This window comes from Microcoleus sp. CZ3-B2 (genome assembly GCF_036705055.1).
Taxonomy (GTDB): Bacteria; Cyanobacteriota; Cyanobacteriia; order Cyanobacteriales; family Microcoleaceae; genus Microcoleus.
Map to the genome: position 1 here is coordinate 95,175 of NZ_JAUBTN010000008.1, position 26,023 is coordinate 121,197.

At 44.4% G+C, this 26,023-nt stretch carries 25 protein-coding genes; 16 read left to right on the top strand and 9 right to left on the bottom strand.

All coding sequences use genetic code 11. The features are described from left to right. Positions 1 to 37 precede the first annotated feature (37 nt). Genes QUA97_RS05490 through QUA97_RS05505 form a run of 4 tightly spaced genes read left to right on the top strand, consistent with a single transcriptional unit; the run spans position 38 to position 6,582 of the window. The gene (locus QUA97_RS05490) at positions 38 to 1,489 is read left to right on the top strand and encodes a DUF3375 domain-containing protein (RefSeq protein ID WP_333193730.1); all 1,452 of its coding nucleotides are present in this window, start codon (positions 38 to 40) and stop codon (positions 1,487 to 1,489) included. Between the two features lie 13 nt (positions 1,490 to 1,502). Beyond that, complete coding sequence (locus QUA97_RS05495) at positions 1,503 to 2,102, top strand: DUF4194 domain-containing protein (RefSeq protein WP_333193733.1); 600 nt, start codon at positions 1,503 to 1,505, stop codon at positions 2,100 to 2,102. Beyond that, on the top strand, positions 2,095 to 5,421 hold the full coding sequence (locus QUA97_RS05500) for an ATP-binding protein (protein ID WP_333193799.1): 3,327 nt from the start codon (positions 2,095 to 2,097) through the stop codon (positions 5,419 to 5,421). Before QUA97_RS05495 ends, QUA97_RS05500 begins: the two co-directional genes overlap by 8 nt. Positions 5,422 to 5,433: 12 nt before the next feature. Next, positions 5,434 to 6,582 (top strand): Wadjet anti-phage system protein JetD domain-containing protein, encoded by a 1,149-nt coding sequence (locus QUA97_RS05505; protein WP_333193802.1) that lies wholly within the window; start codon positions 5,434 to 5,436, stop codon positions 6,580 to 6,582. Positions 6,583 to 6,704: 122 nt separating this feature from the next. Here QUA97_RS05505 and QUA97_RS05510 read toward each other — a convergent pair whose 3' ends face one another. From QUA97_RS05510 to QUA97_RS05525, 4 genes are read right to left on the bottom strand one after another with little or no spacing between them, the layout of a single operon-like run. After that, complete coding sequence (locus tag QUA97_RS05510; protein ID WP_333193736.1) at positions 6,705 to 7,814, bottom strand: class I SAM-dependent methyltransferase; 1,110 nt, start codon at positions 7,812 to 7,814, stop codon at positions 6,705 to 6,707. Further along, entirely contained in the window at positions 7,807 to 8,481 is a 675-nt protein-coding gene (gene purN / locus QUA97_RS05515; protein WP_194066672.1) for a phosphoribosylglycinamide formyltransferase, read from the bottom strand. Before purN ends, QUA97_RS05510 begins: the two co-directional genes overlap by 8 nt. Before the next feature lie 13 nt (positions 8,482 to 8,494). Beyond that, positions 8,495 to 9,487: a type IV pilin-like G/H family protein gene (locus QUA97_RS05520; RefSeq protein ID WP_194066671.1), complete on the bottom strand. Its 993-nt coding sequence runs from the start codon at positions 9,485 to 9,487 to the stop codon at positions 8,495 to 8,497. After that, positions 9,468 to 10,043 (bottom strand): GNAT family N-acetyltransferase, encoded by a 576-nt coding sequence (locus tag QUA97_RS05525; RefSeq protein WP_194066670.1) that lies wholly within the window; start codon positions 10,041 to 10,043, stop codon positions 9,468 to 9,470. Before QUA97_RS05525 ends, QUA97_RS05520 begins: the two co-directional genes overlap by 20 nt. A gap of 59 nt (positions 10,044 to 10,102) precedes the next feature. Between QUA97_RS05525 and QUA97_RS05530 the strand changes: the two genes are divergently transcribed. Then, a complete protein-coding gene (locus QUA97_RS05530; RefSeq protein WP_333193741.1) occupies positions 10,103 to 10,993 on the top strand; it encodes a carbohydrate ABC transporter permease in 891 nt (296 codons plus the stop codon). 250 nt (positions 10,994 to 11,243) lie between these two features. Here the strand turns inward: QUA97_RS05530 and QUA97_RS05535 are convergent, their stop codons facing one another. Continuing rightward, positions 11,244 to 11,849: a DJ-1/PfpI family protein gene (locus QUA97_RS05535; RefSeq protein ID WP_194066668.1), complete on the bottom strand. Its 606-nt coding sequence runs from the start codon at positions 11,847 to 11,849 to the stop codon at positions 11,244 to 11,246. A 184-nt stretch (positions 11,850 to 12,033) separates the two neighbouring features. On the opposite strand from QUA97_RS05535, the gene QUA97_RS05540 reads away from it, so the two are divergent. After that, entirely contained in the window at positions 12,034 to 12,399 is a 366-nt protein-coding gene (locus QUA97_RS05540) for a hypothetical protein (protein ID WP_333193743.1), read from the top strand. Positions 12,400 to 12,682: 283 nt separating this feature from the next. Here the strand turns inward: QUA97_RS05540 and QUA97_RS05545 are convergent, their stop codons facing one another. Continuing rightward, on the bottom strand, positions 12,683 to 12,829 hold the full coding sequence (locus tag QUA97_RS05545) for a photosystem I protein PsaX (protein ID WP_194012677.1): 147 nt from the start codon (positions 12,827 to 12,829) through the stop codon (positions 12,683 to 12,685). A gap of 125 nt (positions 12,830 to 12,954) precedes the next feature. Continuing rightward, entirely contained in the window at positions 12,955 to 13,917 is a 963-nt protein-coding gene (gene lipA, locus QUA97_RS05550) for a lipoyl synthase (protein ID WP_333193747.1), read from the bottom strand. 197 nt (positions 13,918 to 14,114) lie between these two features. Here lipA and QUA97_RS05555 point away from each other — a divergent pair, with 197 nt between their 5' ends. Further along, positions 14,115 to 14,657 (top strand): response regulator, encoded by a 543-nt coding sequence (locus QUA97_RS05555; protein WP_194012679.1) that lies wholly within the window; start codon positions 14,115 to 14,117, stop codon positions 14,655 to 14,657. 269 nt (positions 14,658 to 14,926) lie between these two features. Further along, a complete protein-coding gene (locus tag QUA97_RS05560; RefSeq protein WP_333193751.1) occupies positions 14,927 to 16,018 on the top strand; it encodes a bifunctional heptose 7-phosphate kinase/heptose 1-phosphate adenyltransferase in 1,092 nt (363 codons plus the stop codon). Between the two features lie 215 nt (positions 16,019 to 16,233). On the opposite strand, the gene QUA97_RS05565 is transcribed toward QUA97_RS05560, so the two are convergent. Then, positions 16,234 to 18,012, bottom strand: coding sequence for a CapA family protein (locus QUA97_RS05565; RefSeq protein WP_194066663.1), 1,779 nt, complete (start codon positions 18,010 to 18,012; stop codon positions 16,234 to 16,236). Positions 18,013 to 18,132: 120 nt separating this feature from the next. On the opposite strand from QUA97_RS05565, the gene QUA97_RS05570 reads away from it, so the two are divergent. From QUA97_RS05570 to QUA97_RS05600, 7 genes are all read left to right on the top strand, one after another. Continuing rightward, positions 18,133 to 18,282, top strand: coding sequence for a hypothetical protein (locus QUA97_RS05570; protein WP_194066662.1), 150 nt, complete (start codon positions 18,133 to 18,135; stop codon positions 18,280 to 18,282). 68 nt (positions 18,283 to 18,350) lie between these two features. Further along, positions 18,351 to 18,497, top strand: coding sequence for a hypothetical protein (locus tag QUA97_RS05575; protein ID WP_194066661.1), 147 nt, complete (start codon positions 18,351 to 18,353; stop codon positions 18,495 to 18,497). A 125-nt stretch (positions 18,498 to 18,622) separates the two neighbouring features. Continuing rightward, positions 18,623 to 19,732: a HEAT repeat domain-containing protein gene (locus tag QUA97_RS05580; RefSeq protein WP_333193757.1), complete on the top strand. Its 1,110-nt coding sequence runs from the start codon at positions 18,623 to 18,625 to the stop codon at positions 19,730 to 19,732. Between the two features lie 374 nt (positions 19,733 to 20,106). Further along, positions 20,107 to 21,195 (top strand): glycosyltransferase family 4 protein, encoded by a 1,089-nt coding sequence (locus QUA97_RS05585; RefSeq protein ID WP_333193760.1) that lies wholly within the window; start codon positions 20,107 to 20,109, stop codon positions 21,193 to 21,195. A gap of 131 nt (positions 21,196 to 21,326) precedes the next feature. Further along, positions 21,327 to 22,088: a type I methionyl aminopeptidase gene (gene map / locus QUA97_RS05590; RefSeq protein WP_194066658.1), complete on the top strand. Its 762-nt coding sequence runs from the start codon at positions 21,327 to 21,329 to the stop codon at positions 22,086 to 22,088. 438 nt (positions 22,089 to 22,526) lie between these two features. Then, complete coding sequence (locus QUA97_RS05595) at positions 22,527 to 23,456, top strand: S66 peptidase family protein (RefSeq protein ID WP_333193763.1); 930 nt, start codon at positions 22,527 to 22,529, stop codon at positions 23,454 to 23,456. 211 nt (positions 23,457 to 23,667) lie between these two features. Further along, on the top strand, positions 23,668 to 24,462 hold the full coding sequence (locus QUA97_RS05600) for a hypothetical protein (protein ID WP_194066656.1): 795 nt from the start codon (positions 23,668 to 23,670) through the stop codon (positions 24,460 to 24,462). Here QUA97_RS05600 and QUA97_RS05605 read toward each other — a convergent pair. Next, positions 24,455 to 24,718: a hypothetical protein gene (locus tag QUA97_RS05605; protein ID WP_333193766.1), complete on the bottom strand. Its 264-nt coding sequence runs from the start codon at positions 24,716 to 24,718 to the stop codon at positions 24,455 to 24,457. The genes QUA97_RS05600 and QUA97_RS05605 overlap by 8 nt on opposite strands. A gap of 29 nt (positions 24,719 to 24,747) precedes the next feature. Between QUA97_RS05605 and hemE the strand changes: the two genes are divergently transcribed. Continuing rightward, on the top strand, positions 24,748 to 25,812 hold the full coding sequence (gene hemE, locus QUA97_RS05610; RefSeq protein ID WP_333193769.1) for a uroporphyrinogen decarboxylase: 1,065 nt from the start codon (positions 24,748 to 24,750) through the stop codon (positions 25,810 to 25,812). The last annotated feature ends 211 nt before the right edge of the window (positions 25,813 to 26,023 follow it).

The following is a 26,023-nucleotide window of genomic DNA, read 5'->3' on the forward strand; positions in this document are numbered from 1 at the left end:
CGGACGACAATTAAATCTATAATTTAACGCTGGGCATATGAAACATGACCAAATAGAATATGATTTAAAAAACGAGCCTAGCCTTAAACTTTTAAGAACTGACAACGCACCTTTAATTATCAGTTTTTTGTATCACCAGTTCAAGTCTCTAAATCGGATTACCGTTTCCCAATCAGAACTGGTAGAAAAACTTGAAAATTATTTGGAGAAGCTGTGCGAAGATCAACCGGAACTATATCGTGGGAAAGCACAGACTTACCTGGACACTTGGTGCAACAGCGATCATCAGTTCTTGAAGAGATATTATCAGACGAAGGATGATGATCCGGTTTTTGAACTTACACCGGGTACTAATCGGGCGATTGGTTGGCTGGAAGATTTGAAGAGGAGAGAGTTTATTGGCACTGAATCACAGTTTTTAGAGATATTTTCACTTCTCAAAGAAATTGTAACCAAAAGTACAGAAGATCCAGCAGCGCGTTTAGACGAATTAGAAAAACAAAAAGCAGCCATTCAGAAAGAAATCGACACAATCAAACAAACTGGTGAGGTTGAACGCTACAGCGAAGCTAAGCTCAAAGAGTGGTTTCTAAAAGCTAATGATGTGGCCCGCCGACTCCTTGCTGATTTTGGAGATGTCGAGCAAAATTTTAAAGAAATCACGGACAAAGTGAAAAAGGCACAGCTAAAAGAGGAGGGGGGAAAGGGGTTAGTTGTGGCACTGGTAATCGATGCGGATGAAGAAATTAGGAAATCCGATCAGGGGCGCAGCTTCTATGCCTTCCGAGATTTCCTGACAGATCCTTCTAAACAGGAAGAATTGGAACAACTGATTAATGGGGTATATGGCTTGCCAGAACTTCAAGATTTGGGTAAAAAAAATCCCATACTCCGAAGAATTAAACGTAGTCTAATTCAAGCTAGCGACAAAATTATTAAATCTAATTATCGTCTTGCCGAACAGTTGCGAAAAATGCTGACCGAGCAGCATATCGCCGAGAACAAACGAGTAATTGAACTGATTAAACTGATTAAAAAATTAGCCCTTGCGGCGAGCGATAATCCTCCAAAAAATGAGGACTTTATTTGGATAGAAGGCGACCCGGAAGTGCAACTGGTGATGGAAAGACCGTTGGGTAAACCAACAGAAGAGCGGAGTTTTAAAAGCTACAATTTGAGCGACGCAACTGTGGATCTACCGAGGGAACAAATTGATGCTTTGCGAAATTCTTGTTATGTGGATGAGGAAGTATTGAAGCGGCAGATTGCAGCAACATTGGAGGGCAAAGATTGGGTAACGCTAGCTGAAGTAATTGAGAAGTATCCGGTGGAAAAGGGTTTGTCTGAAGTAGTTGCTTATTTGGCGATCGCCTCTCAAGACACAAAACACGCGATCGATGACTCAGTGAGCGATCGCATTACGGCAAGTTCCTTTGACAAGCAGAACATCCTGCACCTGACACTCCCACAAGTTATTTTTAAAAGATAAACACAGCAAATTCATGATGACAAACGAGATTATCGCATCCTACGCACCAGCAATCATCAAATTACTACAGGGTATCCTGTATGAAGATGAAGATAAGGAGGATTGGTGTGAGCTATTGAAGAATGAAAAAAACGTCAGAGAATACTTCGGAAAAATTGGGCTGAGACTTTATTTAGATGAAGCGGAAGGATATGCTTTTTTACAGCAGCCAGATGGTGACGATGGCGACGAGGAAGCAAAGAAACTGCCCAGGCTGGTTAAGAGACTTCCCCTGAGTTACGAAGTTACGGTACTATGTGTTTTATTACGCGAGAAGTTGCTAGAGTTTAATAACAGCACCTCTACCTCTGATTCGGCTCGCTGCATTGTGTCTAAACATCACATTCACGATTTGATGCGTCCGTTTTTTCCAGAGCAAAGTGATGACCCAAAGCTTTTGAAAAAATTTGACGAATCGATCAATCGAGTTGTCAAGTTGCACTTTTTGAAAGAGTTAAAGAATACAGAAGGCGAATCCTATGAAATTCGCCGCATCCTCAAAGCTAAAATTCCCGCTGAAACATTGACGGATATCAAAAAAGGGTTAGAAGCTTATGACAAATCTAATGCTTGAATTTTTGAGTGACAATTCCAAAGCTGGATACCGCTTGCATCGGCTGGAAGTATTAAACTGGGGAACTTTTAAGCAGGGTACGATCGCACCGTGCGGTCAAACTTCCTTGCTCACGGGGGCAAATGGTTCCGGTAAATCGACTTTGGTTGACGCACTGCTGACACTATTAGTGCCGAATGGAAAGCGGAATTATAACTTGGCTTCAGGTTCAGGAAAGCGAGAACGAGACGAAAAGACGTATGTACTCGGAGCCTACAGCACAATTAAAACTGAAGATGACTACAAATCTAAACCGCAGTACCTGCGTACCAAAGATGATTATTCAGTTTTACTCGCTTATTTCTATAACGAAGGATACAAACAGAAAGTCACCCTGGCTCAGGTTTTATATGTAAAAGAGGGAGTTGAAAAGTTGTTTCTGGTTGCTGCTGGCGAACTGAGCATCGCCGAACACTTCAATAACTTTCAAAGTTTACCACAGTTAAAAAAGCAGTTGGCATCTTTCCAGAAAGTAAAAATAGAACCATTTGACACATTTGTTGACTATAGCAAACGATTTCGTAAAATTTTTGGTGTGGAATCGGAAAAAGCTTTCGATTTATTCAATCAGACTGTTAGTATCAAAGAAATTGGCAAATTAAATGACTTTGTGCGCGGTCATATGCTGGAAAAAACTTATGTTGAGAATCCCATAAAAGAGCTGATTGAGTATTATGAAAATTTAACCTCTTCCCATGAAGCAATGCAGAAAGCCAAGAACCAGCTAGAGGTTTTAAAACCGCTAATGGCTGAGTCTGAAAGTTACGAAAATGTCAAGGAGAAGCTGAATCACTTAAATAAAGTATTCCCAATTATTCCCGCCTACTTCGCTCAGCATAAAATAGGTTTATTGGAAAAAGCAATTGCCGAAAAACAACAAGAACAGAGTCAACTTAGCCGTGATTTATCAAAAAAACGCCTAGATTTAGAAGGCTTACGACAGAAAAAGCAAGACTTGACAGCCGCCATTGAAAATGATGAAACAGGACGGAAAATCAAAGAATTAGAACAGGAAATTAAGTTTTTAGACAGTCAGATAGCTAATCATCGACAAGCAGCCGAAAAATACGATAAAATTGTTGAAGGTATAGGATTTCCAACTTACAGTGACCTGGATACATTTAATAGTTCTATAATCCAAGCAAGGGAAACTCAAAAAGGTGTTGATGTTCAACTGGAAGAATTAACAGCCCAACGCGATGACAAAAAAACTTATGCTAAGCAAGTTAAAGATAGTTGGACTGAGTTAAACCAAGAACTGCAATCTTTAAGACAGCGAAAAAATCAGATTCCTGCTGACAATTTGCGAATCAGAGAAAAGATATTAAAATATTTGGGAATTGCTGAGGAGGAAATTCCTTTTGTGGGCGAACTGCTGAAGGTAAAGGATGGAGAACGCCAAAAATGGGAAGGGGCGATCGAAAAACTGCTGCACAACTTTGGACTGCAACTCTTAGTTCCTGAAAAATACTACCATCAATTCACTCGATATGTCGATCACACTAATCTGCGAGGCCGCGTCGTTTATCAGAAAGTTGACAATAAAAATTTAGATTTGGTCTCCAAAAACTTAGATGATAATTCTTTGTTTTACAAACTGGAGATTAAATCTGATACTAAATATAATGTTTGGCTGGCTAATGAATTATCACAATATTATGGTAACTACCTCTGTTGTCAAGATTTAGAGCTGCTTGAGCAGCAGAATTATGCTCTTACAATAAATGGCTTGATTAAGAAGGGGAATAGACATGAAAAAGACGATCGCCATTCCAGCAATGAGAACAAAAGAAGATATATTTTGGGGTGGGACAATTCTAAGAGAATAAAGGATTGTGAAGCTGAATTGAATGAGCGTAAAGCAGAGCTTAGTCGAGTAGAAAAAGCTATACAGGATATTGAAACACAACAAAAAGAGCGCAACAGGCACAAGAATCTGCTAGAAAAGTTATTGGAATTCAATGATTTTTCTGCGATCGACTGGAAACCGGACGCGAGCAAAAAGCAAACTCTAGTGGAGCAAAAGCAGGAGTTAGAGGAGAATTGCGATCGTTTAGAGGAGTTGAAGAGAAAACTAGCTGATGTCAGCACCCACATTCAGAACAACGAAGCAGCTAAAAGTGTCGCCGAAAGAAATATTGGTATTCTCGATCGCGATATCGAGCATTACCAAAAACAGAGCGTTGAATGCGAAAAACGCTCAAGTTTATCGACATCCCAAGAGATGCAGACTTATACTCCTGATATTGAAGAGAGTTTCAGCAATCAAATTCCGAGCCTCGATAACATTGATACTTGGGAAACTAGAGTAAAGGAGTCTTACCAGGGTCGAATAAGCGACGCAAACAACAAGTTGAATTCTCTGCGAAACAGCATTGAAAAAAAGATGATGAGTTACAAGGGGGGCTATCCCGCAGAAACTGCAAATGTTGACGCATCAGTAGAATTTATCCCTGAGTTCAAGGGAATGCTAGAAAAAATAGAACGAGATGATTTACCCACACAGGAACAAAGGTTTAAAAAACTGCTTGATGAGAAAATTAATAGCGCTATTTATAATTTTAAAGATACTTTAGAAGAATGGGAAAGTGACATTAAAGACAATATTTACGATCTCAATCAATCCTTAAAAATGATTGAATATACACCCTTTACTTATATACAAGTCCAATGCGAACCCAACGGAGAAAACCAAATTAAGGAATTTAAAAATCTCTTAAAAAAAGGTTTGTGCTATGCTGATGTAGGGGTTGAGCGAACTTCGGAAGCTGACGAAGCTAGCTTTAAAAAAATTAAAGAGCTGATCGATCGCCTCCAGTCAGATGAGAAGTGGACAGCAAGAGTCACCGATGTGCGTAATTGGCTCAATTTCTCAGTCAGCGTCAAGAATAAAACCGACGACACTGAGAAAGAATATCACTCCGACTCCTCTGGAAAATCCGGCGGGCAAAAGGCTAAATTAGCTTACACTATTCTAGCGTCAGCTATTGCCTACCAATTTGGATTAGTACAGGATAAAACTAAATCTGAATCATTTCGTCTCGTGGTGATTGATGAAGCTTTTAGCAAGTCAGATGAAGCAAATGCAAGGTATGCAATGAACTTATTTAAACAATTAAATCTTCAGCTTCTGGTAGTTACGCCCAAGGACAAAATCCCAGTTGTTGAGCATTATGTAGGAGCTGCTTACTATGTTGAAAACAGTATAGAAGAGAACGACTCCAAGGTTTATAATATGTCCCTAGACAAACAGCCTCTTGGACAAATTGCTTCAAATTAACCGTGTCTGTTGATGATTACCCCCGAAGAAATCCGAAAAAAAGCCGAGCGACTCTATATTCCCTTCCTGCAATCCTTGCTCCTGGGAGAACCTTTTTTCCCGCGAGATTTTGCCGCAGGTCGCACAATTCCCGACGACTTCCAGAAGCTAAGAGATGCTGTTGAGCAACTTAAGAAAGGCTCAAAACATTGTGTTGGGTACGGGTATCAACTTGAGTCGATACGGCGGAAAACTCGCTTTGATATGCAGTCGTTACCATCCAGAATTATATTTGAAGCCGAGACAGATTATCTCAAATTCCTGAATAAGGAATCCGAAGTGGCGGATTTTAAACAAGCTGTAGCAAGGATGAGAAATGAATTCCCTGAATTGAAGATATGGCTTAGTCAAAATCCTAAAAAAGTAATCAAGCACTTAGGAAAATGGGATAATTTATTGCGTGTCTGCTTGTATTTCCAGAAGAATCCGAAACCTCATCTTTATATTCGCGAACTACCGATAAATGTTCACACTAAGTTCATAGAACAAAATCAAGGTATTCTGAATGAGTTGCTGTCAGCTATCCTGCCTGACGATGCTATTAATCCAGAAGGAAATGATTTTGAAAAGCGATTTGGTTTGCGATATGCTGAGCCATCGGTAACTATCAGAGCTTTGGATCAAAACCTACAGGTGAAGCATGGCATTAGCACCTCGGAGATGAGCATACTCATTTCTGATTTTGAACGTCGCAAGCTTCAAGGATACCGCTTTATTATTACTGAAAATCTGATGAATTTTCGCAACTTACCTGATTTAAGCAACAGCTTTGCACTGTGGGGAAAGGGATTTAATGTAGCTATTTTAAAAGATGTTGAGTGGCTAAATGATTGCCAAATAATTTACTGGGGTGATTTGGATGCCCAAGGGTTCCAGATTCTTTCGCAATTAAGGTCTTATTTTTCTGAAATAAATTCTGTTATGATGGATCGAGAAACTTTCGACACATTTCAGGAATATGCTGTGCCGGGAACATTGTGCAAGGTTGCTAACTTACCTTACCTGAAACCTAAAGAGCATGATTTATTTGTTTATTTATCGAAGCAAACAATTCGTTTAGAACAGGAAAAGATACCGAAAGATTTTGTAATTGGCAGGTTGATTAATTTGGTCGATCGATAATATCGTTTCCGATGGCATCGGAATCATATATTTGGATGATATTGCGTGGGAGCGGGACGATCGCACTACATAATTCCGATGCTACCGGAGATGATATAAGTTCACACAAAAGAAACAGATATCTACAAGCGTTTAACCAGTATCCACCGCAACTCCAACGGCGGCGTTTCTTGCACCGGAAATAAATCGCGCCCGCTGGCCCAACTCACAAACCAAGGTGTCGGCGGCCACGCAGAATCCGGCAAATGTTTTTGTTCGTATTCAATCACCGATTCATCAGAAATAATTGCTAACGGCAAACCCTCGATTGCTGCTTGCAATTCTTGCTTTGTGATGAGATAAGACCAACACAATTCAGACATTTGTTTGGCCATCTCGTCGGGTTCGTAGCCATCTACTGCTAAGAAAGCACTGAATAAGATAAACCCGCCACTTAAAACAGCATCGGACATTTTGCCGAGGAATAAGCGGACTTGTTCGGGGTAGCGGAAGTGGGAGAGAACTTCGGTAGCAATGGCTAATTTGTACCGATAGGTTTTCATCCTCAATAAAGGGTCTAAAACGTCGCCTTGGGTGACATTGATCGGCAAGTTTTCGGCGGTGGCTGCTGCTGATAGTTTCTCGGAAAATATCGGTGTTAGCTCGATCGCATCCACGGCATGACCTAACCTTGCTAAAGGCAAACTATTGCGCCCTGGGCCGGCACCGACATCTAAAATAGGTGCTTTACTTGGTTCTCCTAATTCGGTAGCAATGGCGATGACTTTGGCATCGGGATGGCTACCAAATAAAGGTTCGGGGCGAATATCCGGCCAGCTATGATATTTCTCGGCCATTGATTCGATTTGAATCTTGGTATTCAGAGTAATGCCGTCGGCTAAACCGGTTTGGGAATTGGCGGGAAAGTATGAAACTATTAGATTAGCGTGGGGAGAATTTTTGAATCCTTCTGCTAAGGCGTTGGCGATTAATATTCGCAAGTTTTCGGATTGGGCAGCATCAAGGTTTTGCCCGAGGATGATTAAGAAGTCTGAGAGTAATTTTAGATAGTCGTCTAGCATCGATGGCAAGCAAGGCAGATAAAATTCTCCCTTGATGCCGATGTTTTTTTTGAGCCTGTCTTTCAGTATTAATTGCAAGCGATTGCAGTCGGTCAGCGGCGGCCTTATTTCGGGCGAGTCGCTGACTGGTAATTCCGGGACAGATGCGGAACTGGTGAGGTTTTTAGTCACAATGTTTTTGATGGGATTCGGCAATAAGGGCGATCGCCCCTACCATAATCTTGTGTTCTTGTACCTGAATCCTGGCGTGCAGCGTTTCTGCCGTATCGTCAGGTAATACAGGCACTGCAGCCTGCATTAAAATCGGCCCGCTATCTACCTCCAAACGGGCGATATGCACCGTACATCCGGTGATTTTAACCTTGGCTGCGAGTGCTTGTTCGACAGCGCGAATTCCTGTGAAACTCGGCAGCAAACTGGGGTGAATGTTAATAACTTTGTCGGGAAAAGCATCGAGCAAAACTTTGGTGACGATACGCATCCAACCCGCCATCACTACCCATTCTACATCATGAGCTTGAAAAGTTTTAACAATTTTTGTATCTAATTCTTCGCGGCTTTTGCAATCGCGGTGATTGAGCAAAATCGAAGGAATGCCGTATTTTTCGGCTCGCGTTGCGGCTTTGGCTTCGGGGTTGTTGTAAATTAATACTGGAATTTGAACATTAAGTTCTTGGTTTTGGATGGCTTGGGCAATTACCTCGAAGTTGCTGCCGCTTCCTGATGCTAGAATTCCTATTTTTAATGGCTTACTAATAGAAGCATTTTTTTCGACTTGGGCGGCAGGAATTGGGGGAACAATCAAACAATCTATAGAGTTGGTATTTGGTGCGATCATAAAATTTTTATGGTTATATTAAAGAAGAATTAAGTGGGCATCTCAAGTTTGCTTTGTCATTATTTATCGGAATTATAGGTCTAGGTGGAGGTATAGTAGAAGGCTGATTTGTTTCGCAAATAAATCCGATGCTAGTTTGAGCATCATTGTAATCTTTGTCTTTAACTAAAAAAACTGCACCTGTATAACTTCTAAATTGAAGCTTTTTAGCTTGAACAGTCATAATTACACCTTCGGTTAAACCACTTTCCGGTAAAATTTGATAGCGATAATTTTCTGTATCTAATCTCATTCCTAGGCCCAGTTCCTCAAGGGTTCTAGCAAATTTGGTATTTTCGGCGTAAAAAGTTTGTTGTGCCATAATCGCATACCTAATAAATTCTTCACCTTCATACACTCGTCGCGGATTTTCTATTTCTAATAGATTAAATCTTTCGATTTTTGTATTTCGCGGTAAAGCTGTAACTGTAGAAACTTTTTCGAGAAAAATTGCCCCAGCCGTAAAAGTATTTGGTCTGGGTTCTCCTGGCTTTAAACCCATGAGTTCTACACGCAGTTGACCGCGATTGTTGAATTCAAAAATTGTCCGCAAAGTTTTATCGCTGCTAACTAAATCGATTTGCATGGGTTGGAAGAGCGAGTTAATTTGGTAGCTAAATTGATAGGCGCTAGGATTAGGGAAAGGATAGCCCTTGAGTATAAATAATTTGCCTTCAGGTGTGATAATTACTGTTAAAGGAGTGGGTGATAAATATTTCAGTTGCCACTGTCCTACCAATTTTTCGGCTACAGTTTGGGCTGGGGGATTTGCTTGAGAGATAATTGCCGATCGCAAAGTTGGTCGTTGGGCGATCGCACTCGTACCTACTCTGCTCCAATGTAACAGGCAACAGGCACAAATCAGCAATCTGGAAATATTTAACTTTTTTATGCTCATAAATACTAAAGCCCAATCGTTAAAATAATTGTACCACCTGTAACGGTTGCTAATCTTGCCGACTGGCAAAAAACTCTTCCCTGAGAATCGAATAAATTTTCAGATCCCAATATCTGCCTTTCACAAATAGCTGTTGCCGCAAAATTCCTTCCAATTGCATCCCCACCTTTTCCATCACCCTCGCCGAAGCAATATTGTTAACTTCACATCGAGCCATAATTCGATTCAGCAACATCTCCCGAAAGCCGAATTCAATAACCGCATTGACAGCCTCGCTCATGTATCCTTCCCCCCAATATCTCCCAGAAAGTGCGTAGCCTATTTCGGCGCGGCTGTGGTTCATGCTCCACTCCACAAATCCGCAAGTTCCGATAAATTTATCATCGACTTTGTGGACAATTCCCCAATCTACAAGCTCTCGTTTTTTGTACATTTTCATCAGTGATTTGATGAAATATTTAGTATCTTCGAGCGAGTTGTGAGTTGACCACATTGTATATTCTGAGACTTCGGAATGGGAAGCATATTCAAACATATCGCTGGCATCGTTTAAAGTAATTTTTCTCAGCAATAGTCTCTCGGTTTCTATAGTAGGTAAGTTAGATAATATATCGAGAAAATTCATTGTTACCTTGACCTAGATTGTGATACCATTTAAAACTAAAAGCTACAATTTACAAGCCAATGGTTCCGATTAAATTTGGGCGTTTTAACTGGTTGGACAATGAGTCGATCGCAGCTTGGACTTTTCTGGCCCCGGCTTTGCTGTTTCTGGGTACTTTTTTGATTGGGCCGATCGCCTATTTATTTTACCTCAGCTTTACCAGCGGCAGCTTTACCCAGTCGGGAGTGCGTTTAATTGGTTTGAACAACTACTTGCGTCTAATCACTAACCCGGATTTTTGGCAAGTTATCCAAAACACGATCTATTTTACTACCGCCACAGTCATTCCCAGTTTAGTGATTCCATTGGGTTTAGCAGTGCTGCTAAATCGCTCCTTTGCTTGGCGGGGCGCTCTCCGCACCGCTTATTTTATCCCTTCGATTACCTCTTTAGTTGCCGTTGGCTTGGGTTGGCGGTGGTTATTTCAAACCGAAGGCCCGGTGAATGATATGTTAATGGCGATCGGCTTAAATCCTATTCCTTGGTTGAGTAGCACAGTTTGGGCAATGCCAGTAATAATTCTACTCAGTGTTTGGAAACAATTAGGCTTTAATATGGTAGTATTTTTAGCAGGATTGCAAGCAATTCCCATAAATCGTTACGAAGCGGCAGAATTGGACGGAGCTAACGCTTGGCAACAATTTTGGCACATCACTTTACCAGGCTTGCGACCGACTTTAATATTTGCTACGGTGACAACAGCTATTTTTACCCTGCGGAGTTTCGAGCAAGTTTACGTCATCACCGGCGGCGGCCCTTTGAACTCTACTAATTTGCTAGTTTATTATATTTACGAGCAAGCTTTTTCGCAATTCGATTTTGGCTATGCAGCGGCTGCGGCAACTTTCCTGATGGCTGTAGCTTTGATATTAGTTTATGTGCAACTAAAAGTTTGGAGCGAAGATGCTTGATACCAATTTAAAAAAGTCTTGCTACAATCCTCAATCTTATACCAATTATTAAAAGGGAACCGTAGGGACACGGCATTGCCGTGTCCTACTCCCCGCGCCGGACACGGCATTGCCGTGTCCCTACAGATGCTCGCTTTTGAGAATTGGTATTATGCGTAGTTTGACGCGAGGGAATTATAGCGGTAAGGTGCGTACTTCCCACCCTAAATATACAGGTTTTGCATAAGGACGGAATGAACTAGATTCGCAATTACCAATTCCCCATTTTATATTCCATGTGCTCTGCGGTTTTTTCAGCTTGTGCTGTGCCCAAAAGCTTACCGACAACGTGCAAAGACATATCAATTCCCGCAGCAATTCCCCCAGAAGTGATGATTTTGCCGTTATCTACAAAGCGCTGATTTTCAAGAATAGTTGTGTTGGGAGCTAATTCTCTCAATAAATCTAACGCCCGATGGTGTGTAGTTGCTGCCAATCCTTCCAATAAGCCAGCTTTTGCTAACAGCAGCGAACCCGTACAAACAGAAAGCACTAATTCTGCTGTTTGCGAACAATCTTTGATCCAGTTAATAACTGCTGAATTATCGATCAACTTTCTCGTACCTTTTCCCCCAGGGACAATTAAAATATCCGGTGGCGGACAATTGGAAATGGTGCAGTCGGGATTTACGCTCAAACCGTTGCGGGCGTTGACAGCACCGGGATGTTGGGCTACGGTAGAGACTGCAAAAGGTCGCGAATCTTTATTTGATTCTGAATTTAATTCTGCTGTCACCGAAAACACTTCAAAAGGGCCTGCAAAGTCCAGCACCTCGACATCATCAAACATTAAAATAGCTACGTTTTTAGGTGGCATAAAACATACTTCTGATAGAGACGTAAAATCTCGGCGATTTGTTATCCTATAAACGGACTCATATCAAATCCGGTAGCATCGGAATGATTCAGATATATATTCTCGGACTCTGTGTACTCTGCGTTCTCTGTGGTTCAATCATTCCGATGCAAGCGGAAATGGTATAATTTCAATTATTAAAGCTATGCCGAAAAATATTCGACACCGCGCCATAAAAATCTTTCTTTTGTGTCTTATTTGCTTTTTAGCAATTACTGTTAGACCAATTTCTACGCCCGCTCAATCTACGACTCAACTAGAGTTTCGGATTACTCAATTAGAAGGTCAAATTGCTGAACTCAGGGCACAAATCTACAGCTTGCAGTCTCAAGGTTCTGGAGTGAGTCGGTCTCAGTCTCCGAACCGGCCTGGTTCGAGCCGGACAAATTCTAGGATGCTTTCGGGAGATCCGATGTTTGACAATTTAGCAACTTTGGCAATTGAAACTAAGCAGGATGTGCTCAAAATTAAAGAGCGGTTGTCTAAGTTAGAAGCATCGAGAAATCGCTAGTCATTGGTCATTAGTCATTGGTCATTGGTCATTGGTCATTAGTCATTGGTCATTGGTCAGAAGGAAGAGGGAAGAGAGAAGACGCAAGAAGGACGAGGAAGAATGATCGGGAAGAATGACGAGGGAAATAGTCAGAAGGAAAAGCGAAGTAGTAAAAAGGAAAAAGTCTCCCCTTTCCCACTCTCCCCCTCTTCCCCTCTCCCACTCTCCCACTCCCCCACTCTCCCCGTCTCCGACTTTGAGCTACCCAAAAGCAGGGTCTGCTAAAATTCAGGCGGCAGAACTATTCAATGATATGGAAATAATAGGCTGCAACCAAGAAATTGATACCTAACAGCAACAGAAACCACGCTGCGCGAAAGGTGTAAGGGAATTTGCCCGTTTTCATCACGGAGTCGGATTTTAATTGGTTCTTTGCTATCTCTGCCATGATTCAAGCTCCTAATTCATAAGTCACTGTATTCACAAATAGCAGAGAGCGTGGCATATTTGCACAATCTAAGAGTGTTATTTTTTGTAACTAGGAGTTTATACCGAGTTAAATTGAGATTGATTTCAATCGATCGCTCCTGCGTGGTAGGAACTGCGGACGAGAGGCCCCGATCGCACGCGCTCAAACCCCATCTCTCGGGCGATCGACCCAAAACGGTCAAATTCGGCCGGAGTCCAGTATTTACGCACTGGGAGGTGTTCTAGAGATGGTCTCATGTATTGACCGAGGGTGAGCCGATCGCACTTGGCATCCCGCAAATCGGCCATCGCTTCGACAATCTCGGCGGAGGTTTCCCCGTGGCCCAACATCAAACCGGATTTGGTGGGAATAGTTGGGTCAAATTCCTTGACAATACGGAGAACGCCGATCGAGCGCTCGTACTTAGCCCCCCTCCGCACCGGCCCTTGCAAGCGTCGCACCGTCTCAATATTGTGGTTGTAACAAGCCGGTTTTGCCTCCACCACCGTCCGAATCCGCTCTCGCTGCAACTCATCGAGGTCGGAATTCTCCCCGTCGGGGACACCGCCCCTACCGATTCCTCCCCAGAAATCTGGCGTCAGTACCTCAACTTCAGTATCGGGGTTTAAGAGGCGGATTTGGGCGATCGTCCTTGCAAACCAACCCGCACCCCCATCCGGCAAATCGTCCCTCGCCACCGAAGTCAGCACCGCATAACGCAAACCCAACAATTGCACAGCCTCGGCTACCTTTTGCGGTTCCTCCGGGTCTAGGGGCATCGGAGAATGACCTTTATCTACTTGACAAAAAGCACAAGCGCGGGTGCAAGTTGGCCCCATCAACAAAAAAGTCGCCGTTTGTTGGGCGTAGCACTCGCCCCGGTTGGGACATCTGCCCTCCTCGCAAATCGTGTGAATTTGCCGCTGTTTAATAATTTTCTGGACTTGGGAAAGTTCGCTAGCTTTGCCAAGAGGCCGTCGCAGCCATTCCGGCATCGCTTCGATTTCATCCCGCATTTGGGCGGCAGTTGCTTTGACAGTAGGAGTTTGAGGAGTCTGGGGCGACATAAAATTAGGATGGCGATCGAGTTAATATATTCGATCGTATCCGAAATCAAAGTCCCTCAACTTGTAGCAGCGTCACCCCAAATCAAAATCAGGCGACCATTGCAGCAAAACAATATTCCCCAGAATTCTGGGTAGAATTCGGTTAGGGATATACTAAAGGTTGCGAATCTCATCACTCATTACTGAAGGAGTCAGTCGTGGCTGGTCAAAAAATCTTGGTAATCGATGACAGTAAAGTCATCCGCGTCCGAGTCCGAGAAATGTTACCTCAAGGTAACTTTGAAGTTCTAGAAGCAAAAGACGGCGAAGAGGGACTCAAACTGATCCGCCAAGCCCGCCCGAATCTAATTATGTTAGATTTCCTACTGCCCAAAGTCAGCGGTTGGGAAGTGTATCAAAAAGTGCAAGCCCACGCCGAACTTTCCAAGATACCTTTGGTGATCATGTCGGGTCGCGAAGAAGAGGTGATGGAAAAAATTCCGAAACCCTTCGAGAAGCATTTTTTTGCATTCATCGCCAAACCCTTTGAGAAGAAGCAGCTAACCGAGGCGATCAAATCGGCGATGGTACTGGCCAAAAAGAAACCAGTGCCCGAAGCCGCCGCAGCACCAAGCTCAGGAGCGGGCACTGCCGACATTCAGGCGATGACCCTGAAAATGGCAAAAATGCAAGCGGAAATTGATGCACTCAAAAAACAAATGTCTCAGGTGATTGCGATTATCAAGCAAAAATTGAAATAATTCTGCTGTTTGTTTGCAGGCAGTTATGTAGAAAGAAAATTCTACACCGTGAAACTCGATCTTGAGTCTTAATGCAATTATTTGCAACTTTGTCGAGGGAGGGATCTCGCCCGCAGCCTGCAACGGGTTTCTCAAAATCCAAATGAGACAATGAACAAACAGTTAAAAATCAAATCAGGGAGGAAATAATTATTAATCTTTATTAGGACTTTTAAGTGCTGCTCCTCCCATGCTCAACAATCAACTCCTCAGTCTCATTTTTTTGGTTAATGACTAACGACTATTCCGATTTTTTGCCTCAACTGCGTGCCTCAACAGAGCAATTATTGAAAAGATTAGACTGCTTCGATCGAGCGCAGGTATTAGCGATCGGAGATTTGACCTTGGACGAGTTTCTTACCGGACAAGTAGAGCGAATTTCCCGCGAAGCACCTGTGTTGATTTTGCGCTACGAAAATACTCGGCAACTACCCGGAGGTGGCGCAAATGCTGTCTACAATTTGGCAAAACTGGGAGGCAAAGTCAAAGTTGCCGGTTTGGTAGGAAAAGACGACCAGGGAAAGGCTTTGTGCGGTATTTTTGAGGCGGCGGGAATAGATACGGGCGGGATTTTCATCGATTCGCAGCGTCCAACTGTCACCAAAACTCGAATTTCCGGGCACGCGCGACAGTCAGTGACTCAGCAAATTGTCCGAGTCGATCGCAAATCTGACGAGTTGCCGGATTTAGACTTGCAGTTGCAATTAGCAGACTACATCCGGCACCAAATCCCGACAGTAGATGCTGTGGTTTGTTCCGACTACGGCGACGGAGTTTTGACCAATTTGGCGATCGAATCGGCAGTAGTTCCCAGCAAAACAATAGTAGACGCTCAAACAGATTTGCAGCGATATTCTGGAGCAATGCTGTTTACTCCGAACCTGCCCGAAGCCGAACAAGCAGTCGGATATGCTATCAAAAACCCTCAAACTTTAATGCAGGCAGGACGCGATTTATTGAACTTAACTCAAGCTCAAAAAATCCTGATTACTCGCGGCGAAGAAGGGATGAGTTTGTTTGAAAGGGTGAACGGCGAAACAATCAAAAATTCACCTTCTCCAACATCTATTTGCCAACAGGGAAAATTTAACATTCAAAGTTGGGATATTCCCCCTTTTAACAAAACTGATGTATTCGATGTAACCGGTGCGGGAGATACAGTTGTAGCAGCAATGACTTTAGCTTTATGCGTCGGTGCATCCGGTTGGGAAGCGGCAGTTTTGGGCAATTTAGCGGCTAGCATTGTCGTGCGTCAATTCGGTACGGCGACGACAACAGCAGAGGAAATGAAAGAAGCTTTGAAAGCAATGGTTGACGAGTAGTCAGTTGGTAGTTGGCAGTTGGCAGTTGTTAGTTGTTAGTTGTTAGTTGGCAGTTGGTAGTTGGTAGTTGGCAGTTGTTAGTTGTTTGTTAGTTGTTAGTTGGCAACAGTCAACAGTCAACAGTCAACAGTCAACAGTCAACTGACTACTGACTACTGACTACTGACTACTGACTACTGACTACTGACTACTGACTACTGACTACTGACTACTAACTACTTACTCTTTTTCAAAATTTGTCCCTTGTCATCAATTGTCAAACCAGTGTTGGGAAAATCGCTCTTTGTCAAACGGCGAATCAACCCCACACTCCTAAAATCTCGATCCACAGACGGAATACCTTGCTTGTCAAGTTCCACGGGGATAATCTTACCAGAAACAAAATCCCCTTGCGGATTCATTTTTACATCCAAAATCAGAGATTGACCGAGTGCTCCGGCTGTAGACAAAGTGCGATAACCCATAAAATTGCCCAGGGAATAAGCAATCAATTTCCCTTTGTAAAGTTCCACGGCTCTGGTAACGTGCGGGCCGTGTCCTAAAATCAAATCCGCTCCCGCATCAATCATCGTCCGCGAAAACAAAACCATATTTCCCCGGTTTTCTCCGTAAAAGAACTCGGTTTTATTTCTCACATTCTGAGCTCCGGTTCCTTCAGCTCCCGCATGAACTGATATCACTACAATATCAGCTTTTTGCTTCGCTTTTTTGACAAGTTCTGCCCCTTCTTTAAGTTCCAGTAAGGAATTGTGAACTTCGCCGTAGTTGCTGAAACCGATAAAAGCAACATTTACGCCTTTGACATTTTGATAAACAATTTGGTTTCTTTTGCCAACTGCTTTCATGCCGTTGCTGTCGATGTTTTTAATCGTGTCCTTAAATCCCTGCTCGTTAAAATCGTAGGAGTGATTGTTGGCAATATTCAAAATATCAAAACCAACATCTTTGAAGATTTTGGCATAACTCGGAGGAGTCCGAAAGGCAAAAAGCATTCGTCCGCCGACTCCTTTGGAACTGTAAGGGTAATCGGTCATCGTGCTTTCAAAATTGCCAAACAGAATGTCGGCTCCTTGAAGGTACGGTTTTACCGAATCAAATAAACGCTCCTTATTTGTTGGCAGTTTGTTGTAGGGAAAATTGGTGCCGGGGATGATGTCGCCAACGGCTTTGATGCTGACTGTTGCGGGGAGATTGGCGGGTTTTTGTGCTGCGGGAGAGGGCGATTTTGGAGCTGGTTCTGGTTTGGCTGCGGGCGCTGGTGCTGGTGTCGATGGGCTGCGGGATAGCTGCACTTCACGCACTTGTTGTACCGCAGGTTTTGAGGTTATAGAATTAATGGGGGCGGTGCTGGAGGATTTGTGAAATTGAGCGCGCAAAACAAAGCCGGATATCGGCACGAGAATCAGACTCAGGGCACCGACTGACAGCCAAGATTTTTTAGTTTTAGTGCGGGCTAACTTTGGGCGCGGTGATGGCTTTGGCTGGCGTTGGTTTGTGGGTTTGGGAGTTGGGATTTTCCGGGGTTGGGGCGGAAATTTTTCGGGTGTTGGAGGGGGCGCTGTGGTGACAAAATGGTGAGTTTTTTCTCTGGTTGGCAAAGTCACAGGAATTGGGGCTGTGCGTAGGCCTGCGGCGGCAGGAATTGGGGCTGCGGCTACGCTAACGGGTGAGGCCAGACTAATGGGTGCGAAAGTTAAGGCTTTTTTTAATTCTACTGTTTGAGTCCAAGCGGGCATTTGTTTACCGGCCTGTCGCCCGTAAACTGTTACTGAGTAAACGTTATTTGCTTGGAGTCTTTGCAATCCTTTGATTGCGACTCGCAGACAGGCTTCTTCTGCGGGTAATTGTTCTGCTTCCAGCAGCAGGTGCAGGGTGTCGTTTTCCCGGCTGGCTTTAGCTGTGACTCCGAAGCTGTGGAGTGCTTGGCCGATCAGAAATGCGATCGCCCTTGGGTCGCCTTCTTTTGCTAAATTTAAGATGTCTTGTTGGCTCACAAATGCCTCTACTCTCACACGAAAAATTTAGTTCTATCTTATATCAGATTTGATGAAAGCAAATTAAATGCCGATCGATTTAACTCAGGTTAAGTGCGTAGTAAAAAACATAGTAAAAATATGCGGTTTTGCTACCATAAATATACTCAAAAACCCGGTTTCTGGCTGCCGCAGCAAATCCTCCCCGTCCAAACCCCGATTTCGATGAGACAAAAAGCGATCGACCGACTCGCCAACGCAACAGTTAAACTCTTGCTTGTGGGACGCTAGGGGTCAGAAATCGACGGCAAGCAACAATTAATTGCCGGCCGGCGCATCGCAGCAGGTAACTGAGGCGATTGTTGCCTCTGCTAGGTGTAGCAATCGACTTTGTGGATGCCGCTGCTTTACCTGCTGCAGCGGTTATTGAGACAATTGTGCGATCGCATTCTCGATCGCTACCATCTGGATTAAAGATTTTTTGTGAAAAGCCGTGGTATTTGTAAGTTAGTTGGACTCATAGCAGCTAGGATCGAGCTAACTCAAGGTTACACTAAAGCTCGTCACGCGGCGTTGCCTCTCAAAACCCTGATTGAGTCCTATGGCGCACTACCGCTCCACTTTATGTTTATTGACCTGTCTTGCCTGTCTGGGCGCTGCCTTCAGTCCAAGTGCGGACGGAAGACCACAAACTCTCAATGCTTCGTACCGGGCGGTTTCCCAAGAAATTGCTCAGGCGGACGATCGCCCGGATTCCAACGCTCCAAAACCCTCTCCGGTGGCGGATAAAAACAAATCTAAGCCGTCCCAACCGCCAAAATCCAATTCCAAAATCCCGAAAGCAATCTCCAATCTAATCGTCATTTTGTCTCGCCAGCGGGGATTCTTAATATTGGGTTTGGCTGCAGTTGTCATCACGGCAGCGGCAGTATTTATCATGCTGAAATTAGTTGGCAACGACGAGTCAAATAATTCTAGGCGTCGAGGGGGAAGAGGCAATCGCCGCAACCCAAGAAACTATCGAGCCACCAATCCGCGCGATCGGGCAAAATTGGTCTACCCTGTGGATTTTTCAACAGGCCACAGTCTCGACAACAACAGCGATCGATCTTTACCGTCTCTCCTGGAATCTGGAGCATCCGAATCGGAGAATGCTGGACTAGAGGGCGATCGAATTAATGCCCGCGGCGCGCCCTCAGAAACTAACAGCAACGGCTACAGCGAAACAGGTTTCAACCTTCCCGAAACAACTAATCGAGGTGATTCGCTAGCGACAAATAAGAAAAAAAATATTTCCCTTGCACAAACAGATGATACAAATAACGTTGATATTATTGAAGCACTGATTGAAGATTTGCAGCACCGAAATCCAGCTTATAGGCGCAAAGCAATTTGGGAACTAGGCCAGCAGGGAGATTCGAGAGCTGTTGAACCGTTGCTAGATTTGCTAGCAAATTCCGACTCAAACCAGTACAGTTTAATTTTGGCAAGTGTCTCAGAAATTGGCATTCGCACGCTCAAACCCATGAATAATGCCTGGTCAATTTCGCTGCAAAATGAAAACCCAGAAGTGCGAAAAAATGCGATTCGCGACTTGACTAGAATTTACGAAATGGTGAATCAAATCAGTTATTTATTGCACCGCGCGACTAACGATCCAGATGCAGAAGTTCAGGAGACTGCTCGCTGGGCAATCAATCAGTTAAATCGCATCCATCCTCGTTCTGAAAGGGATGAGTAGTCATTAGTCATTAGTCATTAGTCATTAGTCATTAGTCATTAGTCATTAGTCAACAGTCATCGATCATTGGTCATTAGTTAACAGTTAAAAGTCAACATTCATTGGTCATTAGTTAACAGTTAACAGTTAACAGTCAACAGTCAACAGTTAACAGTCATATCATGTCCTGTCGATTATTGATAACAAAAACGGTTGGTTCGTAGTGCGGACTAATTTTATTCCGGTCAATCTAACAGATGCTATCTGAATGCAGTGCGATCGCGAACTTGCGCCAGCACTGCAATCGGACAAATATTATTCCGATGCAAACCGAAACGTTACGACGAGCGATCCTATGCTAAAATAAATGACTGATGACTAATGACTAAGGACTAATGACTACTAATAACTCTTTAAAATTATTGTTTCTATCAACTTCTGTCGGCCAACTCGGTTCGGGGTTGGGCGGCGGAGTCGAACTTACAGTCCTCAATATTGCGAAAGAATTGCACCGGCGCGGTCATAAAATAACAGTTGTAGCACCCGTCGGTTCAGTCTTAGAATCAATTCCAGTAATCGAGATAGCGGGAGATTTGCAAGTAACTGCCCAAACACAAGATTACAATGATTCTATTGTGATGCCCGCCGATGCTGTGCTGGCGAATATGTGGGAATACGCGCGCCAAGTTCAGGATGAATGGGATGTGATTGTTAATTTTGCCTACGATTGGTTGCCGTTTTATTTGACACCTTTTTTTAGGACTCCGATCGCCCATTTTATCAGTATGGGCTCTCTGGTGCGATCGCTCGATCGCGTCGCTGAACAAACCGCCGCCCAATTTCCCGGTACGATCGGAGTTTACACCGCTTCCCAAGCCGAAACCTTTGCCTTTGCCGCAGAATGTCAGTTGTTGGGAAGCGGCATAGATTTATCGCTGTACGAATTTTGCAGCCAACCACAATCAAAATTAGCTTGGCTAGGCCGCATCGCCCCGGAGAAAGGCTTAGAAGATGCGGTGGCGGCAGCAAAAATTACAGGCCTTCCCCTAAAAATTATGGGCAAAATGCAGGATGAGGATTATTGGCAAAAAATTTGTGCAGATTACCCGGATGCTCCGGTAGAATATTTAGGGTTTCTGACAACAACCCAAATGCAAGAGCAAGTCCGCCAGTGCCGAGCCTTGTTGATGACACCGCGCTGGGTAGAAGCTTTTGGAAATGTCGCGATCGAGGCTTTAGCGTGCGGTGTGCCGGTGATTGCCTACGCGCGCGGGGGCCCCGCCGAAATTGTTCGAGACGGCCACACGGGCTTTTTAGTGGAGCCTGACAGCGTAAATGGCTTGGTAGGTGCGATCGCCCGTTTAGACCAAATTGACCGCAGCGCTTGCCGGCGACAAGCAGAGGTAGAATATTCTTTGGAAGCTTTGGGCGATCGATTTCAACACTGGTTCAACTCGATTGCAGCTAGTAAGGTGCGTCAGTAATAGTAGCAAAATTGTGAGAAATCTCCGCTGACTGAGCTCCTTGATAAATTGATTGAACGCTAGTTCAAATCTAATCTAAAATTGAGTCAAATAAACTCCTAATCGACCACAACAAAAGACCGAAAAAAACTATGCCAACCGAACGTCTAGTGCTGCTATCCAGCAGAGAAATAGAAAAAATGCGTCAAGCCGGCAGCTTAGCAGCTCAACTTTTGTTGCATCTCGAACCAATGATTAAACCAGGAGTTAGCACCCTCCAAATTAACGACGAAGCCGAACGTTGGACTGTAGAACGCGGAGCAAAAAGTGCTCCTTTAGGTTACAAAGGCTTTCCAAAATCTCTGTGCGCCAGCGTCAATGAAGTAGTCTGTCACGGCATCCCCAATGCCAAACAAATTCTCAGAGAAGGCGACATTATTAACATAGACGTAACCCCCTTAGTTGATGGCTATCACGGCGATACTTCTAAAACTTTTTTTGTGGGAACACCTTCACCAGTAGCTAAAAAATTAGTTGAAGTTACCGAAGAATGCTTGAGAAGAGGAATTGCCGAAGTCAAACCCGGTGCTCGTACCGGCGACATCGGTGCAGCAATTCAAGAATATGCTGAAGCACAGGGTTTTTCGGTAGTGCGAAATTTTGCCGGACACGGCGTGCACCGCGTTTTTCACACCGAACCGGAAATTTTGCACTACGGGAAGCGGGGCACGGGAAAAAAACTCAGACAAGGCATGGTTTTTACCATTGAACCGATGATTAATGAGGGAACTTGGGAAGTAGAAATATTGGGCGATGGTTGGACTGCAATCACTAAGGATAAAAAACTTTCGGCTCAATTTGAACACACCCTAGCCGTGACAGATTCCGGGGTAGAAATTCTAACTTTACCGTAGCAATCATTAACAAACAATCTCAAAAACCCACTCCTAAATCAATAATTACAATACTCCGTAGGGGCGGGTTTCACCGAAAATATCTAACAATTATCAACAATCTAGAGCAACCCGCCCCGCCACTTCATCGTCCTGTATTCATCTCTCTATTGTCTTCCTCTGTGTTCTCTGCGCCCTAGCGCCGGTTAAATCATTCCGATGCAACCACAACCGATAACCCACATCAACCTAAAATTTGCATCGAATCCGAAAATGTAGATTTGTATTTATGGGTAGGTGGGGGCTGGTTTGCGAGATTGTCTGTTGCAGTTAGAAATCATCTGTAAAACCCGTCCCGACGAAATTACGATCGATTCACCAAACAACAAATAACAAATAACCAATAACAAATAACCAATAACAAATAACAAATAACCAATAACAAATAACCAATAACAAATGACTAACATTAAATGGTTGCAACCGGGAGATTTGCTCAAAGTAATTGCACCTAGCGGCGCGTTGCGAGAATTAACTAACTTTGAAAAGGGTGTAGAAATTTGGAAATCTCGCGGCTATCGCATTGAATTAACACCCGGTTTTGACGATCGCACTGGCTACTTGGCCGGTTCCGACACAAACCGCGTCCGACAGCTTGCAGAGGCCCTCACTGACCCAGATTGTCGCGGTATTCTATGTGCTAGAGGCGGTTTTGGCAGCACTCGACTTTTGGAAAAAGGCAAAGTCGCAGATTGGGCAAATTCTCAGTTTCCCACTCCCGATTCCCATGCGCCGAAATGGTTGATCGGCTTTTCCGACATTACGGCTTTGCTGTGGAATGACGACAAATTGGGGATTTGGGGCGTTCACGGGCCGATGCTGACAACTTTGGGCGCGGAACCGGATTGGTCTGTCGATCGCCTTTTTGACTGCATCGAAGGCCGTCCGTTACAATCTTTGCAAGGTAAAGGTTGGGGCGGTGGAAAGGCTGCGGGGCGGCTGTTTCCGGCGAATCTGACGGTGGCTTCTCATTTGCTCGGAACCCCGTATCAACCGGATTTGACCGGGGTTATTCTCGGATTTGAGGATGTTTCTGAGGCTCCTTACAGGGTCGATCGAATGCTAACTATGTGGCGGATGGCGGGGGCTTTTGCAGGGGTGCGGGGGATTGCTTTGGGGCGTTTCAGCCGCTGCGAGATTGACCCGCAGATTCCTACTTTTAGCATAGAAGAAGTTTTGCGCGATCGGCTTTTAGACCTAAATATTCCCATTGTCTCGGATTTACCCTTTGGTCACGAGGGCGTTAACGCTGCTTTACCAATGGGAATTGAGGCGAGTATCGACGGTGAATCGGGATTGCTGATTTGTGGAGATACATCGCAACTTTAAAAGCTACATCAACGTCTATAAGTTTGTAAGGTGCGTTGGGGGAAAAATTATTAGTCTGCGGTTAAAAAAATCAGCCCAGACGCACCCCAAAATAACGAAAGTTGAGACTAATGGTTGAGACGGTGGGCAGAAATTAGATTTAAAATGGATTGTGTATGCAAATGTCCGCGCCAAGAAGGCAAAAAAAAATTATAATTTTCCAGAGGTTAACATGAAAAAACACAACTTGTTAAACAGTATTGCTACCGCTGTGCTAGTTACAGGATTGGCACTTACGGGGATTTCTTCTAGTGCGGTTGGCGAACAGATACGAAATAACGATCGCATAGATGGAGTAATTCGCCGCACTTCGCCGATTTACCGTTTCCGAAATATGTGGACACCGGGCTCTCCGACAGAAGAATTGCGCGGTCAAGAATACACGTTCAGCGCGCGGGAAGGCGATAACATTCAAGTATTTTTAAATACAGATAGAAGTCGCGGTTTTACTCCCGTGATGGTACTATTTTACGGAAACAACAAACAAGTAGCTTTTACCCAAGACCGTTCTTTTAATTATCAAATTCCCCGCAGCGGCGATTACAAGTTGTTAGTGTTAGCAAAAGATGCTGCTAGGGGCGGTAGTTACACGCTGGAAGTTGCGGGAATTGATGGCGACAGGGCTAGCAATAGGTGGGATGACAGAAACGACAGGGACAGAAACAACCGTAACTACGACGGAGAACGGATTTTGCGAGATGATTTTGGCTTGCGGCCTCTTGATTGTCGCGTGAGACGTACTATGGTGAGAGTAAGGTTTGAAGATGGTGACAGAAACGCGACTTATTGCGCTGAACCGAGTCGCAAGTATCCGCAGGGAGACTATTATTACAATCCGCGCACTAGAGATTTAGACTCGGCGAGGGTGGATAATAGTAGATTCGACGACGATCGCGCTAATGATAATAACTGGTACGATCGCGATCGATGTCGCGTATCGGTAGGCGGAGTGTGCGTGACTAGGTAAGCTGTTCCTTGTCATTGCGAAGACGGTTTCTTGTCATTGCGATGACAGATACATGGCATCTACCCATCAAACCCAAAGAAACCGGGTTTTTTTGCGAATCTGCCGACTGCGACGAAGAATTATCGCCAAAAACCCGGTTTATGAACCCCGCATCAGTCCGAATCCAGATACGCAGGTCAGAAATAGCTGGTGCGGGCCGATCGCCGAATTTTCGATCGAAAAGGACGATCGGACAATGGTAAGCTACCAAAGGCATTGAAATATCTAAGGTAGAGAAAAGTTAAAATGTCGGCATTAAATGAAGTTCCCTTGTTGTTGCGGGCAGCCCGCGGCGAAACCCTAGACCGCCCGCCCGTGTGGATGATGCGCCAAGCCGGTCGCTACATGAAGGCTTATCGAGATTTGCGAGAAAAGTATCCCTCGTTTCGCGAACGTTCCGAAATTCCCGAAGTCGCCATCGAAGTTTCCCTTCAGCCGTGGCGCGCGTTTCAACCCGACGGCGTAATTCTGTTTTCCGATATCGTCACCCCAATGCCCGGTTTGGGCATCGACATGGACATCGCCGAAGGCAAAGGCCCGATTATCCACGAACCCATCCGCACTAAAGAGCAAATCGACAACCTCCAACCGCTGAACCCGGAAGAAAGCTTGCCGTTTATCAAAACAATCCTGAAATCCCTGCGCGAAGAAGTCGGCAACAAATCCACCGTGCTCGGTTTTGTGGGCGCGCCCTGGACGCTGGCCGCCTATGCGGTTGAGGGCAAAGGTTCTAAGTATTATGCCATCATCAAAAACATGGCATTTTCCGATCCAACTTTACTGCATCAGTTGCTGTCAAAATTCGCCGATGCGATCGCCGTTTATATGCGCTACCAAATCGACTGCGGCGCGCAAGTAGTGCAAATGTTCGACTCCTGGGCCGGCCAACTGTCCCCGCAGGACTACGAAACCTTCGCCCTACCATACCAAAAACAGGTTTTCGATCAAGTCAAAAAAACCCATCCCGACACCCCGCTAATTCTGTTAGTCAGCGGTAGTGGCGGCCTCCTCGAAAGCATGACAAAATCCGGCGCCGATATCATCAGCGTCGATTGGACAGTTGATATGGCTGACGCCCGCCGGCGTTTGGGCCCCAACATGAACGTTCAGGGAAATCTCGATCCCGGCGTGTTGTTTGGTTCTCAAGCGTTTATTCGCGATCGAATTCTTGATACAATTCGCAAAGCAGGCGATCGCGGACACATCCTCAATTTAGGACACGGCGTGTTACCGGGAACCCCCGAAGACAACGTGCGTTTCTTCTTTGAAACCGCCAAACAAGCCGACAAATTGCTCGCAGTTACTGCTTAATTTGCGATTTGATTGCGATATTTGTAGGGACACGGCATTGCCGTCTCCCTACCGTCGAAACAACACACAATATTTGTAGGGACACGGCATTGCCGTCTCCTTCCGTGCCAACAACACACAATATTTGTGGACAAAACACACAATATTTGTAGGGACACGGCATTGCCGTCTCCTTCCGTGCCAACAACACACAATATTTGTGGACAAAACA

Excerpts from the sequence above, each read along its gene's own strand:
- QUA97_RS05595 (WP_333193763.1), top strand. The coding sequence starts at position 22,527 with ATGACTAACATTAAATGGTTGCAACCGGGAGATTTGCTCAAAGTAATT.
- QUA97_RS05545 (WP_194012677.1), bottom strand. The coding sequence starts at position 12,829 with ATGGCAGAGATAGCAAAGAACCAATTAAAATCCGACTCCGTGATGAAA.
- QUA97_RS05585 (WP_333193760.1), top strand. The coding sequence starts at position 20,107 with ATGACTACTAATAACTCTTTAAAATTATTGTTTCTATCAACTTCTGTC.
- QUA97_RS05500 (WP_333193799.1), top strand. The coding sequence starts at position 2,095 with ATGCTTGAATTTTTGAGTGACAATTCCAAAGCTGGATACCGCTTGCAT.
- QUA97_RS05605 (WP_333193766.1), bottom strand. The coding sequence starts at position 24,718 with ATGCCTTTGGTAGCTTACCATTGTCCGATCGTCCTTTTCGATCGAAAA.
- QUA97_RS05535 (WP_194066668.1), bottom strand. The coding sequence starts at position 11,849 with ATGCCACCTAAAAACGTAGCTATTTTAATGTTTGATGATGTCGAGGTG.
- QUA97_RS05525 (WP_194066670.1), bottom strand. The coding sequence starts at position 10,043 with ATGAATTTTCTCGATATATTATCTAACTTACCTACTATAGAAACCGAG.
- QUA97_RS05540 (WP_333193743.1), top strand. The coding sequence starts at position 12,034 with ATGCCGAAAAATATTCGACACCGCGCCATAAAAATCTTTCTTTTGTGT.
- QUA97_RS05560 (WP_333193751.1), top strand. The coding sequence starts at position 14,927 with ATGACTAACGACTATTCCGATTTTTTGCCTCAACTGCGTGCCTCAACA.
- QUA97_RS05570 (WP_194066662.1), top strand. The coding sequence starts at position 18,133 with ATGCGGTTTTGCTACCATAAATATACTCAAAAACCCGGTTTCTGGCTG.
- QUA97_RS05495 (WP_333193733.1), top strand. The coding sequence starts at position 1,503 with ATGATGACAAACGAGATTATCGCATCCTACGCACCAGCAATCATCAAA.
- map (WP_194066658.1), top strand. The coding sequence starts at position 21,327 with ATGCCAACCGAACGTCTAGTGCTGCTATCCAGCAGAGAAATAGAAAAA.
- QUA97_RS05600 (WP_194066656.1), top strand. The coding sequence starts at position 23,668 with ATGAAAAAACACAACTTGTTAAACAGTATTGCTACCGCTGTGCTAGTT.
- hemE (WP_333193769.1), top strand. The coding sequence starts at position 24,748 with ATGTCGGCATTAAATGAAGTTCCCTTGTTGTTGCGGGCAGCCCGCGGC.
- purN (WP_194066672.1), bottom strand. The coding sequence starts at position 8,481 with ATGATCGCACCAAATACCAACTCTATAGATTGTTTGATTGTTCCCCCA.
- QUA97_RS05530 (WP_333193741.1), top strand. The coding sequence starts at position 10,103 with ATGGTTCCGATTAAATTTGGGCGTTTTAACTGGTTGGACAATGAGTCG.
- QUA97_RS05490 (WP_333193730.1), top strand. The coding sequence starts at position 38 with ATGAAACATGACCAAATAGAATATGATTTAAAAAACGAGCCTAGCCTT.
- lipA (WP_333193747.1), bottom strand. The coding sequence starts at position 13,917 with ATGTCGCCCCAGACTCCTCAAACTCCTACTGTCAAAGCAACTGCCGCC.
- QUA97_RS05505 (WP_333193802.1), top strand. The coding sequence starts at position 5,434 with ATGATTACCCCCGAAGAAATCCGAAAAAAAGCCGAGCGACTCTATATT.